This is a genomic window from Pseudomonadales bacterium, assembly GCA_024234435.1.
Taxonomy (GTDB): Bacteria; Pseudomonadota; Gammaproteobacteria; order Pseudomonadales; family Porticoccaceae; genus JACKOF01.
In genome coordinates, this window is record JACKOF010000002.1 from 200,356 (window position 1) to 213,054 (window position 12,699).

Consider the following 12,699-nt stretch of genomic DNA (forward strand, 5'->3'; position numbering starts at 1 on the left):
GAGTTACTTTTTACTCGTATAACAATACACGTTCACAATGACGATTCATGCCTCATATCCTGCTCTTTGTTCATAGGTTTACCACTTACTAAGTAAGCATACGAAAAGGATAACGCGGCAACAGCAAGAATAGTGAGGAAGTTAGAAACTAACAGTATCAACAAATGAACAACCCACGAGTCTCCCAGTAAATAAGGAAGAAATACAAAAGGCATTTCAAACAAATAAGGGAAGACAACCACCAGAAACAGCAACCTGAAGCTATTCCCTTTCCCCATATCCCACGCCTCCATAAGTTTAGTATCTTGCCCTATCGCAATTGAAGGAAAAATAAGTGACAACGCCGAAAAAATAATTCCAGCGGGAATCGCAGCTAACAAAATAATCACGACAGACCACAGGTATCCAGCTTCGCCAAAAGCTCCCAGAAAGGGAGCTGCCAACACCCCAGCCATTGCACTGAAAACGGTGAAGATTAAGTAAACTAACACCACATAAACTAAAAATCGTGTTTCTCTGCGCGACCATTGATGAGGTCTCACGGTTTCGCGGTCATCCAAAAGAAAAAACCGATGGCAAGAAACCGCCAGGATACAAAATAGAGCCCATTCAAAGGCAAAAATCATATAGCTAGCCGTTACCGAAACGCTCCATAGGTAGGGTAAAAAATCCAAAAGAGTTAACGCGACGATAACCCAACCTACACCTCTAACCAGTGAAGAAAAGTTCCTAACAACGTGGGTGATAGCACTAACAGCAATTTCTTTTATCGGTAATTTTCTAATACTTTCTTCCATGCCGACCTTCCTTTTTGTTCAACTAATAAATTACGGTCTATTAGCTAATCTCCCTCATACCCCTGCGGGTTATTCTCCTGCCACCGCCATGAATCCGCCATCATCTGTGATAATTCACGCTGCGCCGTCCAACCCAACTCCTGCTGGGCTTTTGTAGGATCGGCAAAACAAGCTGCGATATCCCCGGAGCGCCGTTCAACAATTTTATACGACACTGACTTACCAGAAGCTTTTTCAAACGCTGCCACCATTTCCAATACTGAATAGCCGTTACCCGTACCGAGATTCCACACATGACAACCTTTCGCATCTTCGCTCGAAAGCAGCTTTTCCAGCGCCTTGATATGGCCGTCCACCAAGTCCATTACATGGATATAATCACGCACCCCAGTGCCATCTGCAGTGGGGTAGTCATCCCCGAACACAGCTAATTGATCTAATTTACCAATGGCAACTTGCGAGATATAAGGCAACAGGTTGTTGGGTATGCCGTTGGGATCTTCACCAATGCGCCCACTTTCATGGGCACCTACCGGATTAAAATAACGCAGCAGACCAATATTCCAGGAAGGTTGCCCGTTGATTTTGTCCGCAGCAACAAAATCTTTCAGCATATTCTCTACCATCAGCTTGGATTGACCATAAGGGTTTGTCGCACTGAGCGGAAAATCCTCAGCAATGGGCACAGTATAAGGATCGCCATAAACGGTTGCTGAAGAGCTGAAGATCAGAGTGCCCACATGATGTCGCGCCATCGCTTCACATAGAGTCAGTGTGCCTGCAACATTGTTTCGGTAATACTCGGCTGGCTTCTCACAGGACTCACCCACCGCTTTTAAGCCGGCAAAGTGCATCACCGCATCAATGTGGTGACCTCTAAACAGTTTATCCAGTGTGTTGATGTCATTAATGTCTCCAACAACAAGATTGCAGGCTTTTCCTGTGAGCTCTTCCACACGAATAAGGGACTCCCGGCTGCTATTACTCAGGTTGTCCACTACAACGACATCGTAACCTGCTTCGATTAACGAAAGGCAGGCATGACTGCCAATATAACCGGCACCACCAGTAACCAATACTCTCAATTCCGCTCTCCTTATCAGCTGTACCATATTCTACAAGAATAGCGCTTTAAAATAACAACCTGTTTCCTTGTAAAACCAAACCTTCATGCATTGACAGGCATGACGAAAAACCAACCACAAAAAAGCCGGGCTAATAAGCCCGGCTCTCAGAGAGTTGCTAAACAATACCTTATTCAGCCGCCTCTACATCTACAGCTTCGTCCAGATCTACTTCGGGGCGATCAACCAGCTCAACATACGCCATTGGCGCAGCGTCACCGGAACGGAAGCCGCATTTCAGGATGCGGATATACCCGCCTGGGCGATCTTCGTAACGCGGACCCAGTTCGCCAAACAGTTTGCCGACAGTCGCTTTATTGCGAGTGCGATCAAAGGCCAGACGGCGGTTGGCAACGCTGTCCTGCTTCGCCAGGGTAATTAATGGCTCGGCTATACGGCGCAGTTCTTTGGCTTTTGGCAGTGTGGTTTTAATTAATTCGTGCTCTACCAGAGAAGAGGTCATGTTACGGAACATGGCTTTACGGTGTGAGCTGTTACGATTTAATTTGCGGCCAGCTTTACGGTGACGCATATTTCAATTCCTTCAAACGGTTGCTTCGCAGCAATCTACTCAATTGTTCAATTCCGGCTTCAGGCGGTCTCTTCGGTGCGCAGGCTGGCGGGAGGCCAGTTTTCCAGACGCAGACCCAAAGACAGGCCACGAGATGCCAGAACATCTTTGATTTCTGTCAGCGACTTCTTACCCAGGTTAGGGGTCTTCAGCAGCTCAACTTCGGTGCGCTGAATCAGATCACCGATATAGTAAATGCTCTCGGCTTTCAGACAGTTGGCGGAGCGAACCGTCAGCTCGAGATCATCAACCGGGCGCAGCAGAATCGGATCAATTTCATCTTCCTGAGACTCAGGCTCTGAAGAGCTTTCGCCTTCAAGATCGACAAATACAGCCAGTTGCTGTTGCAAAATAGTGGCAGAGCGACGAATCGCTTCTTCCGGATCAATCGTGCCATCGGTTTCCAGATCCAGAATCAGCTTGTCCAGATCGGTACGCTGTTCAACACGGGCACTTTCTACGTGGTAGGAAACGCGGTGAACCGGGCTGAAAGTAGCATCGAGACGCAACAGACCAATACTGCGCGTCTCATCTTCGTCACTGAGGCGCGCATCGGCTGGCTGATAACCGCGACCACGCATAACACGCAACTGCATATTCAGCTCACCTTTGTCACTCAGGTTGGCAATAACGTGCTCGGGATTCTTGATTTCAGCACTGTTATCTACCTGAATATCAGCAGCAGTCACAACACCGCTACCCTTCTTGCTCAGAGTCAGCGTTACTTCATCTTTTTCGTGAAGAACGATCGCAACGTCCTTCAGGTTCAGCAGGATTTCGATAACGTCTTCCTGAACACCCTCTATGCTGCTGTACTCGTGCTGTACTCCATCTATTTCAACTTCAACAATGGCGCAACCGCTCATGGATGAAAGCAGGATACGACGCAGTGCGTTGCCCAGAGTGTGGCCAAAACCACGCTCCAGAGGTTCCAGTACCACACGAGAGTGGTTGGGGCTGAACTCGGTAACGTCAATTGTACGCGGAGTCAGAAGTTCTCTTGCTGTCGTTTGCATATCAGTACCTGTCTTGGCAAATTCCAAAGGTAATCAATAACTCTTACTTGGAGTAAAGTTCCACAATGAGGTTTTCGTTAATTTCGGCAGGTAGATCGGAACGGTCTGGTGCGCGAACAAATGTACCTTCGAGCTTGTTGCTGTCAACGTTAATCCACTCAACATCACCACGCTGAACTGCGATCTGTACAGCAGACTGAATACGCAGCTGATTTTTGGATCTTTCACGAATGCTGATCACATCGCCTTCGGCAACCTGAAAAGAAGGAATATTCACTTTCTTGCCATTCACCAGAATCGCATTGTGTGAAACCAACTGACGCGCTTCAGCACGGGTTGAACCAAAGCCCATACGGTAAACCACGTTATCCAGACGACTTTCCAGTAATTGCAGCAGGTTTTCACCCGTTGCGCCTTTCAGACGTGCAGCCTGCTTGTAATAGTTGCGGAACTGCTTTTCGAGCACACCGTAAATGCGGCGAACTTTTTGCTTTTCGCGCAACTGAACACCGTAGTCAGACAGGCGACCACGGCGCTGTCCATGCTGGCCTGGCGCACTCTCGGCACGACATTTGGATTCCAGCGGGCGAACACCACTTTTCAAAAAGAGGTCGGTACCTTCACGACGGGACAGTTTACAAGTTGGTCCGAGATATCTAGCCATTACGTTACAATCCTCTTATACGCGACGCTTTTTAGGCGGACGACAGCCATTATGCGGAATAGGCGTCACGTCTGTAATATTGGTGATTTTATAGCCGCAGTTGTTCAGTGCGCGTACGGCAGATTCACGACCAGGCCCCGGTCCCTTCACTTCAACGTCCAGATTTTGCAAACCGTATTCTTTGGCAGCTTCACCAGCGCGTTCTGCAGCTACCTGAGCAGCAAACGGCGTACTTTTGCGCGAACCGCGGAAGCCGGAACCTCCGGAAGTCGCCCACGACAGAGTGTTACCCTGACGGTCAGTGAGCGTCACGATAGTATTATTGAAAGACGCATGGATGTGCGCCACACCGTCAACAACGGTTTTCTTAACCTTTTTACGGGGTCCAGGCTTGGCCATAACTCTTAATTCCTATCGTTTGATTGGCTTGCGGGGTCCCTTGCGGGTACGCGCATTTGTCTTGGTGCGCTGACCACGCAGCGGCAAACCACGGCGGTGACGCAGGCCGCGGTAGCAACCCAGATCCATCAACCGCTTAATATTCATATTCACTTCACGGCGAAGATCACCTTCTACAGTGTATTCACCGACAGCACCGCGGACGGCGTCCATCTGATCATCCGAGAGATCGCCAACTTTTGTATCTTCAGCGATACCTACTTTTGCACAAATCTGCCTGGCAGTTGTGCGACCAACTCCATAAACATAGGTGAGAGAAACCACCGCATGTTTGTTATCTGGAATGTTGACACCGGCAATACGGGCCATTTGCTTTACTCCACTCTGTGTTCAGATGCGTTGTTCTTACCCCGCCCCTCTGGTTAACCGAAGGGTGGCACCCAAAAAAGGCGCGACAGGATAGCGTCGAACGCAATAAAAATCAATATTCAGGGTTTAACTGACACCATTTAAACCTTTGTCGTCCTGCCAGAACATCTGCTTCGACATCGGTCATGGTGCCTGCAACACCCTGCTTAACCTTGACGCTGCTTGTGACGGGGCTCTGCATTGCAAATCACACGGATGACTCCCTTGCGCTTTACAATTTTACAGTTCCGGCAGACCTTCTTAACGGAAGCACGTACTTTCATAACGAAACCTCAATTCCTGTTAGCGGCCACGGCCGCCATAACCTTTTAAATTTGCCTTTTTCATCATCGATTCATACTGATGAGACATTAAATGCGATTGAACCTGGGCCATAAAATCCATGGTGACCACCACTGCAATCAACAGTGACGTGCCTCCCAGATAAAAGGGCACATTGAAATAGATATTCAAAAACTGCGGCAACAAACAAACCGCCGTCATATAAAGACCACCGACCAAAGTCAGGCGAGTCATTACCCCATCAATGTACTTCGCTGTCTGCTCACCGGGACGAATTCCCGGCAGAAACGCGCCACCGCGCTTCAGGTTATCCGCCATTTCTTTTGGATTATTCATCAACGCTGTATAGAAAAAGCAGAAGAAGATAATCAGACCGGCAAATAACAAAATATGCAAAGGCTGTCCCGGGCCGATAAACAGCGAAACATCCTGTAACCACTCCGGCGTATTTGCGCCCTGTCCGAACCAGGTCGCCAGGGACGACGGGAACAACAGCAGACTGCTGGCAAAAATCGCCGGAATCACGCCCGCCATATTAACCTTCAACGGTAAATGGCTGGATTGCGCAGGACCACGGCCCGGCTGACGCTGTGCATAGTTCACCGTAATACGGCGCTGGCCACGCTCAACAAACACTACAAAATAAATCACTGCAACGGCAATAATGCCGACAAATAACAACGCCAGAATATGCAGATCACCCTGACGGGACGACTCGAAAGCCTGTCCGATGGCAGCGGGAATGCCGGCAACAATACCAGCGAAAATCAGCATCGAAATACCGTTGCCAATGCCACGCTCAGTGATCTGTTCACCCAGCCACATCAAGAAAACAGCGCCGGTCACCAGCGAAACCACTGCAATAAAATAAAAGCTCATGTCGGGCTGATATGCCAATCCCTGCCCGGCGAGCCCAACGGACATACCAATTGCCTGAACTGTCGCCAACACGACTGTGCCATAGCGCGTGTACTGATTAATCTTGCGGCGCCCGGCATCACCTTCTTTTTTCAACTGCTCCAACGAAGGCGTCACCGCTGTCAGCAACTGCATAATGATCGAGGCCGAGATATAAGGCATGATCCCCAGAGCCAGAATACTCATGCGCTCCAGCGCACCACCGGAGAACATATTAAACATGCCAATAATGGTGCCCTGACTTTGATTGAACAGGTCGGCCAAGCGGTCCGGATCAATCCCAGGCACAGGAATATGGGTACCGATGCGATAAATCACAATCGCAACAAATAAAAAGCGAAGGCGAGCCCACAGCTCGCCTAAACCTTTCTGGTTACCCATTGGTAAACTTTTTGCCATTATCAGTCTTCTACCTTGCCACCGGCTGCTTCAATGGCAGCTTTCGCACCTTTGGTTACGCGCAACCCTTTAACAGTGACAGCCTTGCCCAGCTCGCCTGAAAGGAACACTTTGGCACGGGTGATACTGCTGTTTACAAGACCTGCCGCACGCAGCGCCGCCAGATCAGCAACATCACCTTCAATAGCGTTCAATTCGGACAGCCGTATTTCTGCAGTGGTCATCGCCATACGGGAAGTAAAACCGTATTTTGGCAGACGTTTCTGCAGTGGCATTTGACCACCCTCGAAACCCGGGCGAACTGTACCACCAGAGCGCGCTTTCTGTCCCTTGTGGCCTCGGCCACAGGTTTTACCCAGCCCGCTGCCAATACCACGACCAACACGCTTTGCTGCTTTATTACTGCCCGGTGCAGGGCTCAGAGTATTTAAACGCATGCTCATTCTCCCTCAACCTGAACCATGTAGCTGACTTTGTTAATCATGCCGCGTACAGCAGGAGTGTCTTCCACTTCCACAGTGTGGCCGATACGACGCAGACCCAAACCGGAAATACAGGCCTTGTGTGCCTTAAGGCGGCCAATCGTACTGCTCAGCTGAGTAACCTTGATTTTGTTTGCCTTCGCCATGATAGCTTCTCTAATCTAATCTCTTACCTACCGCCACGAACCTGCGGCGCGATAAATTTTGCTGCCGTCAACCGGGGCCGAACTCAGCTCAGAATATCTTCAACCGATTTGCCACGTTTGGCAGCCACATCTTCCGGCGACTTCATGCTTTTCAGAGCATTGAATGTGGCGCGAACCACATTCACCGGATTGGTAGAACCGTAACACTTGGCCAGAACGTTTTTCACACCGGCAATTTCGAGTACCGCACGCATTGCACCACCAGCGATAACACCGGTACCTTCAGAAGCTGGCTGCATGTAAACCTTGGATGCGCCGTGATTAGCTTTTGTTGAGTACTGGATAGTTGTGCCATTCAGATCAACGCTAATCATGTTGCGGCGTGCCGCTTCCATAGCTTTTTGGATTGCCTGAGGCACTTCGCGGGCTTTACCGCGACCAAAACCCACTTTCCCGTTGCCATCACCAACCACTGTTAATGCGGTGAAGCCAAAAATACGGCCACCCTTAACTGTTTTTGCAACACGGTTAACCTGTACCAGCTTTTCCTGGAGGCCTTCGTCCGCTGCTCTATCTCTATCGTTCGCCATATTGCTAACCTTTAGAATTCCAGTCCGCCTTCGCGCGCAGCGTCAGCCAGCGCTTTCACACGACCGTGGTATTTGAAACCACTGCGATCAAATGCTACCTGAGTAACACCTGCCTCTTTTGCACGCTCGGCAATCAATGCACCAACACTTCTAGCCGCATCGACATTGCCAGTGCTACCACTGCGCAACGATTTGTCCAGCGTGGAAGCACTTGCCAGCACACGATCACCTTCCGGCGAAATAACCTGAGCATAAATGTGCTGCGGTGTACGATTAATGCACAAACGATTAGCACCCAGCTCACGTATCTTGCTGCGGGCGCGACGCGCGCGACGCAGACGTGATTGTTTTTTATCAGCCATAACCTAGACCTACTTCTTCTTCGCTTCTTTACGACGCACATACTCGTCGGCATAACGAACACCTTTGCCTTTATAGGGCTCTGGTGGGCGATAAGCTCGAATTTCTGCAGCTGCCTGGCCGAGCAATTGCTTGTCGGCAGATTTCAGTACGATATCTGTCTGACTTGGCGTTTCAGCGCTTACACCCTCAGGCAGTTCATAGACAACCGGGTGCGAGAAACCAAGTGTCAGGTTCAGCTTGTTGCCCTGAGCCTGTGCACGGTAACCAACACCAATCAATTGCAGCTTTTTTTCAAAACCCTCAGAAACACCGACAACCATGTTGTTAACCAAGGCTCGGGTGGTTCCGGACATGGCTCTGGCATTCTTGCTGCTGTCTTTGGCAGCGAAAGTCAGAACGTTGTCTTCCTGTTTGATTTCCACGGTCGCATGAACGGGCATATTCAGCTCGCTATTGCCTCCCTTGATGGAAATATTTTCGCCATCGAATTTGACTTCGACGCCGGCCGGTATAGTCACCGGATTATTTGCAACTCTAGACATTGAACTATCTCGTTAAAATACTGTGCAGAGCACTTCACCACCAACATTGGCAGCTCGCGCTGCACGGTCAGTCATGACACCCTTACTAGTAGAAACAACGGCGATCCCCAAACCACCACGCACTGTTGGCAGTTCATTGGCTCCCGCATAACGACGCAACCCAGGGCGACTGAAACGATCAATCTCCTCAATTACGGGCTTACCTTCAAAATACTTCAGCTCTACAGTCAACTCCGGCTTGGCGCCTTCGGCAACACTGTAACCACTGATATACCCTTCTTGCTGCAGCACTTCAGCAACGGCCACTTTCAGCGTTGAAGAAGGCATCACTACTGCTTTTTTGGAAGCCATTTGACCATTGCGAATACGGGTCAACATGTCTGCCATTGAATCTTGCATGCTCATCGAATCAGTTCCTCAGCTTTTACCAGCTTGCCTTAACAAGGCCAGGCACGTCACCGCGCATAGCCGCTTCGCGAAGCTTGTTTCGGCACAGGCCAAACTTGCGATATACGCCGTGGGGACGACCGGTTACCTGACAGCGACGCTGCTGTCTTGAAGGGCTGGCATTGCGAGGCAGTTTCTGAAACTTCACCTGTGCTTCCCAGCGCTCTTCTTCCGAGGCATTCTGATTGTTAATAATCGCTTTCAACTCAGCTCTTTTTGCAGCGAATCTGGCGACTGTTTTCGCACGCTTTTTCTCGCGCTCAATCATTGATGTTTTTGCCATGAATCTGTCCTCAACCCTTCAGCGGGAAGTTGAATGCACGCAGCAGCGCGCGCCCTTCGTCGTTGGTCCGTGCCGAGGTGGTAATCGTGATATCCAGCCCGCGAATCGAATCAACCTTGTCGTAATCTATTTCCGGAAAGATGATCTGCTCAGTCACACCCATTGCAAAGTTGCCTTGCCCGTCGAAAGACTTCGGACTAATACCGCGAAAATCACGAATACGCGGAATAGCAACCGAGATCAATCGCTCAAGAAATTCATACATGCGGTCACTGCGCAGTGTTACCTTGCAGCCGATCGGCCAACCTTCACGCACCTTGAATCCTGCAATGGATTTGCGTGCGCGAGTGATCACCGGTTTCTGACCCGAAATCAGTGTCATATCCGCAACCGCACTTTCCAGCACCTTCTTGTCCGTCAGCGCTTCACCAACACCCATATTGAGGGTGATTTTGGTAATGCGCGGTACTTCCATTACGTTTGCCAGCCCCAGCTCATCTTTCAGCTTGGGCGCTATTTCTGTTTTGTAAACTTCGTTCAGCCTTGCCATGTCAGTTTCCTGTCAAATTAGGCGTCAACGGCTTCGCCGCTGGATTTGAAGACGCGAACTTTCTTGCCGCCTTCCAACACTTTAAATCCAACGCGATCAGCTTTATTCGCCGAGGCGTTGAAGATAGCCACATTAGAAGCCTGAATAGGGGCTTCCTTCTCAATGATGCCACCAGGCACACCCATGTTCGGGTTGGGCTTCTGGTGCTTTTTCACCATATTGACGCCGGACACCAGCAGGCGACCATCGTCCTGCACACGCAGAACCTTGCCTCGCTTGCCTTTGTCACGACCTGCAATTACTACAATTTCGTCGTCACGTTTAATCTTACGCATAACCTTTCCTCTCCCGGCCTCTGCTCGTCCAGTTAAAGAACTTCTGGAGCCAGGGAAACAATTTTCATAAAACGTTCGTTACGCAGCTCACGAGTCACCGGCCCAAAAATACGCGTTCCGATTGGCGCATTCTGTTGGTTCAGCAATACCGCAGCATTGTCATCGAACTTGATCAGGCTACCGTCCTGACGACGAATACCTTTTCTGGTGCGAACCACAACTGCGTTCATCACCTGGCCTTTCTTGACCTTGCCACGAGGAATCGCTTCCTTGACAGTAACTTTAATAATGTCACCTACGCTGGCGTAGCGACGGTGGGAGCCACCCAACACCTTGATACACATCACGCGACGTGCACCGCTGTTGTCTGCAACTTCCAGATAACTTTCTGTCTGAATCATCGTCTCTCTCCGAACCCGATACTGCTACGTGAGGATCAAACCTCAACGGCGCGCTCGTCAATATTTACCAGTGCCCAGGACTTGCTTCTGGACAGCGGGCGGGTTTCCGCGATAGTCACAACGTCGCCCATACGGCATTCGTTGTTCTCATCGTGGGCCTTGATCTTGGAAGACCTGGTCACCACCTTGCCGTACATCGGGTGCTTTACCCGACGCTCAATCAACACAGTGACCGTCTTGTCCATTTTGTCGCTGACTACTTTGCCAGACAGCGTACGTGATGTTTTTTCTGCTTCAGCCATCATTAGTTACCCGCTTTCTCGTTCAGCGCAGTTTTAATACGTGCGATGTTGCGACGTGTCTCTCTCACCTGATGCGTCTGACTCAGCTGACCTGTGGCGCGCTGGATGCGCAATTTAAACTGCTTCTCCAGCTGACTGTTCAGCTCCTGATTCAGCTCATCGACTGATTTTTCGCGTAATTCACTAGCTTTCATCACATCACCGACCTTTTAACAAAAGTGGTCTGAATAGGCAGTTTGCGAGCGGCCAGTTCGAACGCTTCACGAGCCATCTGCTCAGAGACACCTTCCATTTCATACAGGACACGACCCGGCTGAATCTGGGCAACCCAGTATTCAACATTACCCTTACCCTTACCCTGACGAACTTCCAGAGGTTTGCTGGTAATTGGCTTATCGGGAAAAATACGAATCCAGATTTTGCCGCCACGCTTGACGTGACGCGTCATGGCACGACGAGCCGCCTCAATCTGACGCGCTGTAATGCGGCCGCGGCCAGTAGCTTTAAGGCCATATTCGCCAAAGCTCACCTTACTGCCGCGCTGTGCCAGCCCGCGGTTGCGGCCCTTCATTTGCTTACGGAATTTTGTACGTTTCGGTTGCAGCATCTCGCTTGACCCTTAAACTCGCAATCTTACTTCTTGGCTGACGACTGATCAGCATCAAACCCGCCAATCACTTCGCCTTTAAAGATCCACACCTTGACACCAATGATGCCGTAGGTAGTTGAACCTTCTGCCGTTGCGTAATCTATATCGGCACGAAGTGTGTGCAGCGGCACACGGCCTTCGCGATACCATTCGGTGCGGGCAATCTCGGCACCGCCAAGACGACCACTCACCTGTATTTTGATGCCCTTTGCACCCTGACGCATGGCGTTTTGCACTGCGCGCTTCATGGCGCGACGGAACATCACACGACGCTCAAGTTGTTGAGCAACATTTTGCGCTACCAGTGCCGCATCAAGATCCGGCTTGCGAATCTCTTCAATATTGATGTGCACAGGCACACCCATTTGCTCAGCAACGGCAGAACGCAGTTTTTCGACATCCTCACCTTTCTTACCTATCACAATGCCTGGTCGGGCTGTGTGAATGGTAATCCGCGCACTTTGAGCGGGGCGTTCAATTTCTAAGCGGCTAACAGAAGCATGCGACAACTCCTTGGTGATAAAATCACGAACCCTAAGGTCGCAATTCAACTTATCCGCGTAGTCCTTCTGACCGGCATACCAAACTGACGTATGTTTCTTAACAATACCCAGACGGATGCCTGTTGGATGTACTTTCTGACCCATTTAACGGTCTCCTAAAACTTACTCGTCGGCCACTTTTACAGTGATGTGGCAGCTGCGCTTGAAAATACGATCAGCACGGCCCTTGGCGCGAGGCTTGATCCTTTTCATGGTCGTGCCTTCATCAACAAAAATGGTTGATACGCGCAGCTCATCAACATCTGCACCTTCGTTATGCTCTGCGTTTGCAATTGCAGACTCGAGCACTTTTTTGACAATACCGGCACCTTTTTTCTGACTGAAGGCCAGAATATCCAGGGCTTCTTCAACCGGCTTGCCGCGAACCTGATCCGCCACCAGACGAGCCTTTTGGGCTGACAACCTGGCACCGGTTAATTTAGCTGCTACTTCCACCGTCAATACCTC

24 protein-coding genes are annotated in these 12,699 nt (G+C 50.1%); all 24 read right to left on the reverse strand.

Going from position 1 to position 12,699, the window contains the following annotated elements; translation table 11 throughout:
* Window positions 1-32 precede the first annotated feature (32 nt).
* The 24 genes from H7A02_10765 to rplV all read right to left on the reverse strand — a co-directional run bounded on the left by H7A02_10765 (window position 33) and on the right by rplV (window position 12,687).
* Window positions 33-797 carry a hypothetical protein gene (locus H7A02_10765; protein ID MCP5172739.1) on the reverse strand — a complete coding sequence of 255 codons (765 nt, stop codon included), beginning with the start codon at window positions 795-797 and terminating at the stop codon, window positions 33-35.
* 44 nt (window positions 798-841) lie between these two features.
* Window positions 842-1,882 (reverse strand): UDP-glucose 4-epimerase GalE, encoded by a 1,041-nt coding sequence (gene galE / locus H7A02_10770; GenBank protein ID MCP5172740.1) that lies wholly within the window; start codon window positions 1,880-1,882, stop codon window positions 842-844.
* A 169-nt stretch (window positions 1,883-2,051) separates the two neighbouring features.
* Entirely contained in the window at window positions 2,052-2,453 is a 402-nt protein-coding gene (rplQ, locus tag H7A02_10775; GenBank protein MCP5172741.1) for a 50S ribosomal protein L17, read from the reverse strand.
* A gap of 59 nt (window positions 2,454-2,512) precedes the next feature.
* Entirely contained in the window at window positions 2,513-3,508 is a 996-nt protein-coding gene (gene rpoA, locus H7A02_10780) for a DNA-directed RNA polymerase subunit alpha (GenBank protein ID MCP5172742.1), read from the reverse strand.
* 43 nt (window positions 3,509-3,551) lie between these two features.
* Window positions 3,552-4,172 carry a 30S ribosomal protein S4 gene (rpsD, locus tag H7A02_10785; protein MCP5172743.1) on the reverse strand — a complete coding sequence of 207 codons (621 nt, stop codon included), beginning with the start codon at window positions 4,170-4,172 and terminating at the stop codon, window positions 3,552-3,554.
* A 15-nt stretch (window positions 4,173-4,187) separates the two neighbouring features.
* Window positions 4,188-4,571: a 30S ribosomal protein S11 gene (gene rpsK / locus H7A02_10790; GenBank protein MCP5172744.1), complete on the reverse strand. Its 384-nt coding sequence runs from the start codon at window positions 4,569-4,571 to the stop codon at window positions 4,188-4,190.
* Between the two features lie 12 nt (window positions 4,572-4,583).
* Window positions 4,584-4,940: a 30S ribosomal protein S13 gene (gene rpsM, locus H7A02_10795; GenBank protein ID MCP5172745.1), complete on the reverse strand. Its 357-nt coding sequence runs from the start codon at window positions 4,938-4,940 to the stop codon at window positions 4,584-4,586.
* A gap of 206 nt (window positions 4,941-5,146) precedes the next feature.
* Window positions 5,147-5,263 carry a 50S ribosomal protein L36 gene (gene rpmJ / locus H7A02_10800; protein MCP5172746.1) on the reverse strand — a complete coding sequence of 39 codons (117 nt, stop codon included), beginning with the start codon at window positions 5,261-5,263 and terminating at the stop codon, window positions 5,147-5,149.
* A 19-nt stretch (window positions 5,264-5,282) separates the two neighbouring features.
* A complete protein-coding gene (gene secY / locus H7A02_10805) occupies window positions 5,283-6,599 on the reverse strand; it encodes a preprotein translocase subunit SecY (GenBank protein MCP5172747.1) in 1,317 nt (438 codons plus the stop codon).
* A gap of 2 nt (window positions 6,600-6,601) precedes the next feature.
* Complete coding sequence (rplO, locus tag H7A02_10810) at window positions 6,602-7,036, reverse strand: 50S ribosomal protein L15 (protein MCP5172748.1); 435 nt, start codon at window positions 7,034-7,036, stop codon at window positions 6,602-6,604.
* A 2-nt stretch (window positions 7,037-7,038) separates the two neighbouring features.
* The gene (rpmD, locus tag H7A02_10815) at window positions 7,039-7,227 is read right to left on the reverse strand and encodes a 50S ribosomal protein L30 (protein ID MCP5172749.1); all 189 of its coding nucleotides are present in this window, start codon (window positions 7,225-7,227) and stop codon (window positions 7,039-7,041) included.
* Between the two features lie 83 nt (window positions 7,228-7,310).
* The gene (gene rpsE, locus H7A02_10820; protein MCP5172750.1) at window positions 7,311-7,817 is read right to left on the reverse strand and encodes a 30S ribosomal protein S5; all 507 of its coding nucleotides are present in this window, start codon (window positions 7,815-7,817) and stop codon (window positions 7,311-7,313) included.
* Window positions 7,818-7,828: 11 nt separating this feature from the next.
* Window positions 7,829-8,179 carry a 50S ribosomal protein L18 gene (gene rplR, locus H7A02_10825; protein MCP5172751.1) on the reverse strand — a complete coding sequence of 117 codons (351 nt, stop codon included), beginning with the start codon at window positions 8,177-8,179 and terminating at the stop codon, window positions 7,829-7,831.
* 9 nt (window positions 8,180-8,188) lie between these two features.
* Entirely contained in the window at window positions 8,189-8,722 is a 534-nt protein-coding gene (rplF, locus tag H7A02_10830; protein MCP5172752.1) for a 50S ribosomal protein L6, read from the reverse strand.
* Window positions 8,723-8,734: 12 nt separating this feature from the next.
* The gene (gene rpsH / locus H7A02_10835; GenBank protein MCP5172753.1) at window positions 8,735-9,127 is read right to left on the reverse strand and encodes a 30S ribosomal protein S8; all 393 of its coding nucleotides are present in this window, start codon (window positions 9,125-9,127) and stop codon (window positions 8,735-8,737) included.
* Between the two features lie 19 nt (window positions 9,128-9,146).
* Entirely contained in the window at window positions 9,147-9,452 is a 306-nt protein-coding gene (gene rpsN, locus H7A02_10840) for a 30S ribosomal protein S14 (protein MCP5172754.1), read from the reverse strand.
* Window positions 9,453-9,462: 10 nt separating this feature from the next.
* Complete coding sequence (gene rplE, locus H7A02_10845) at window positions 9,463-10,002, reverse strand: 50S ribosomal protein L5 (protein MCP5172755.1); 540 nt, start codon at window positions 10,000-10,002, stop codon at window positions 9,463-9,465.
* A gap of 17 nt (window positions 10,003-10,019) precedes the next feature.
* Entirely contained in the window at window positions 10,020-10,337 is a 318-nt protein-coding gene (gene rplX / locus H7A02_10850; GenBank protein MCP5172756.1) for a 50S ribosomal protein L24, read from the reverse strand.
* Window positions 10,338-10,369: 32 nt separating this feature from the next.
* On the reverse strand, window positions 10,370-10,738 hold the full coding sequence (rplN, locus tag H7A02_10855) for a 50S ribosomal protein L14 (GenBank protein MCP5172757.1): 369 nt from the start codon (window positions 10,736-10,738) through the stop codon (window positions 10,370-10,372).
* Window positions 10,739-10,773: 35 nt separating this feature from the next.
* Window positions 10,774-11,040, reverse strand: a complete 267-nt coding sequence (gene rpsQ / locus H7A02_10860; protein MCP5172758.1) for a 30S ribosomal protein S17 — start codon at window positions 11,038-11,040, stop codon at window positions 10,774-10,776.
* A gap of 2 nt (window positions 11,041-11,042) precedes the next feature.
* Window positions 11,043-11,234: a 50S ribosomal protein L29 gene (rpmC, locus tag H7A02_10865; protein ID MCP5172759.1), complete on the reverse strand. Its 192-nt coding sequence runs from the start codon at window positions 11,232-11,234 to the stop codon at window positions 11,043-11,045.
* Complete coding sequence (gene rplP, locus H7A02_10870) at window positions 11,234-11,647, reverse strand: 50S ribosomal protein L16 (GenBank protein ID MCP5172760.1); 414 nt, start codon at window positions 11,645-11,647, stop codon at window positions 11,234-11,236. Before rplP ends, rpmC begins: the two co-directional genes overlap by 1 nt.
* A gap of 26 nt (window positions 11,648-11,673) precedes the next feature.
* Window positions 11,674-12,336: a 30S ribosomal protein S3 gene (rpsC, locus tag H7A02_10875; protein ID MCP5172761.1), complete on the reverse strand. Its 663-nt coding sequence runs from the start codon at window positions 12,334-12,336 to the stop codon at window positions 11,674-11,676.
* A gap of 18 nt (window positions 12,337-12,354) precedes the next feature.
* Window positions 12,355-12,687, reverse strand: a complete 333-nt coding sequence (rplV, locus tag H7A02_10880) for a 50S ribosomal protein L22 (protein ID MCP5172762.1) — start codon at window positions 12,685-12,687, stop codon at window positions 12,355-12,357.
* Window positions 12,688-12,699: the final 12 nt, after the last annotated feature.

What these genes read in the sequence shown, in the direction of transcription:
- H7A02_10765 (MCP5172739.1), bottom strand. Translation starts at nt 797, where the DNA reads ATGGAAGAAAGTATTAGAAAATTACCGATAAAAGAAATTGCTGTTAGT.
- rplQ (MCP5172741.1), bottom strand. Translation starts at nt 2,453, where the DNA reads ATGCGTCACCGTAAAGCTGGCCGCAAATTAAATCGTAACAGCTCACAC.
- rpoA (MCP5172742.1), bottom strand. Translation starts at nt 3,508, where the DNA reads ATGCAAACGACAGCAAGAGAACTTCTGACTCCGCGTACAATTGACGTT.
- rpsD (MCP5172743.1), bottom strand. Translation starts at nt 4,172, where the DNA reads ATGGCTAGATATCTCGGACCAACTTGTAAACTGTCCCGTCGTGAAGGT.
- rpsK (MCP5172744.1), bottom strand. Translation starts at nt 4,571, where the DNA reads ATGGCCAAGCCTGGACCCCGTAAAAAGGTTAAGAAAACCGTTGTTGAC.
- rpsM (MCP5172745.1), bottom strand. Translation starts at nt 4,940, where the DNA reads ATGGCCCGTATTGCCGGTGTCAACATTCCAGATAACAAACATGCGGTG.
- rpmJ (MCP5172746.1), bottom strand. Translation starts at nt 5,263, where the DNA reads ATGAAAGTACGTGCTTCCGTTAAGAAGGTCTGCCGGAACTGTAAAATT.
- secY (MCP5172747.1), bottom strand. Translation starts at nt 6,599, where the DNA reads ATGGCAAAAAGTTTACCAATGGGTAACCAGAAAGGTTTAGGCGAGCTG.
- rplO (MCP5172748.1), bottom strand. Translation starts at nt 7,036, where the DNA reads ATGCGTTTAAATACTCTGAGCCCTGCACCGGGCAGTAATAAAGCAGCA.
- rpmD (MCP5172749.1), bottom strand. Translation starts at nt 7,227, where the DNA reads ATGGCGAAGGCAAACAAAATCAAGGTTACTCAGCTGAGCAGTACGATT.
- rpsE (MCP5172750.1), bottom strand. Translation starts at nt 7,817, where the DNA reads ATGGCGAACGATAGAGATAGAGCAGCGGACGAAGGCCTCCAGGAAAAG.
- rplR (MCP5172751.1), bottom strand. Translation starts at nt 8,179, where the DNA reads ATGGCTGATAAAAAACAATCACGTCTGCGTCGCGCGCGTCGCGCCCGC.
- rplF (MCP5172752.1), bottom strand. Translation starts at nt 8,722, where the DNA reads ATGTCTAGAGTTGCAAATAATCCGGTGACTATACCGGCCGGCGTCGAA.
- rpsH (MCP5172753.1), bottom strand. Translation starts at nt 9,127, where the DNA reads ATGAGCATGCAAGATTCAATGGCAGACATGTTGACCCGTATTCGCAAT.
- rpsN (MCP5172754.1), bottom strand. Translation starts at nt 9,452, where the DNA reads ATGGCAAAAACATCAATGATTGAGCGCGAGAAAAAGCGTGCGAAAACA.
- rplE (MCP5172755.1), bottom strand. Translation starts at nt 10,002, where the DNA reads ATGGCAAGGCTGAACGAAGTTTACAAAACAGAAATAGCGCCCAAGCTG.
- rplX (MCP5172756.1), bottom strand. Translation starts at nt 10,337, where the DNA reads ATGCGTAAGATTAAACGTGACGACGAAATTGTAGTAATTGCAGGTCGT.
- rplN (MCP5172757.1), bottom strand. Translation starts at nt 10,738, where the DNA reads ATGATTCAGACAGAAAGTTATCTGGAAGTTGCAGACAACAGCGGTGCA.
- rpsQ (MCP5172758.1), bottom strand. Translation starts at nt 11,040, where the DNA reads ATGGCTGAAGCAGAAAAAACATCACGTACGCTGTCTGGCAAAGTAGTC.
- rpmC (MCP5172759.1), bottom strand. Translation starts at nt 11,234, where the DNA reads ATGAAAGCTAGTGAATTACGCGAAAAATCAGTCGATGAGCTGAATCAG.
- rplP (MCP5172760.1), bottom strand. Translation starts at nt 11,647, where the DNA reads ATGCTGCAACCGAAACGTACAAAATTCCGTAAGCAAATGAAGGGCCGC.
- rpsC (MCP5172761.1), bottom strand. Translation starts at nt 12,336, where the DNA reads ATGGGTCAGAAAGTACATCCAACAGGCATCCGTCTGGGTATTGTTAAG.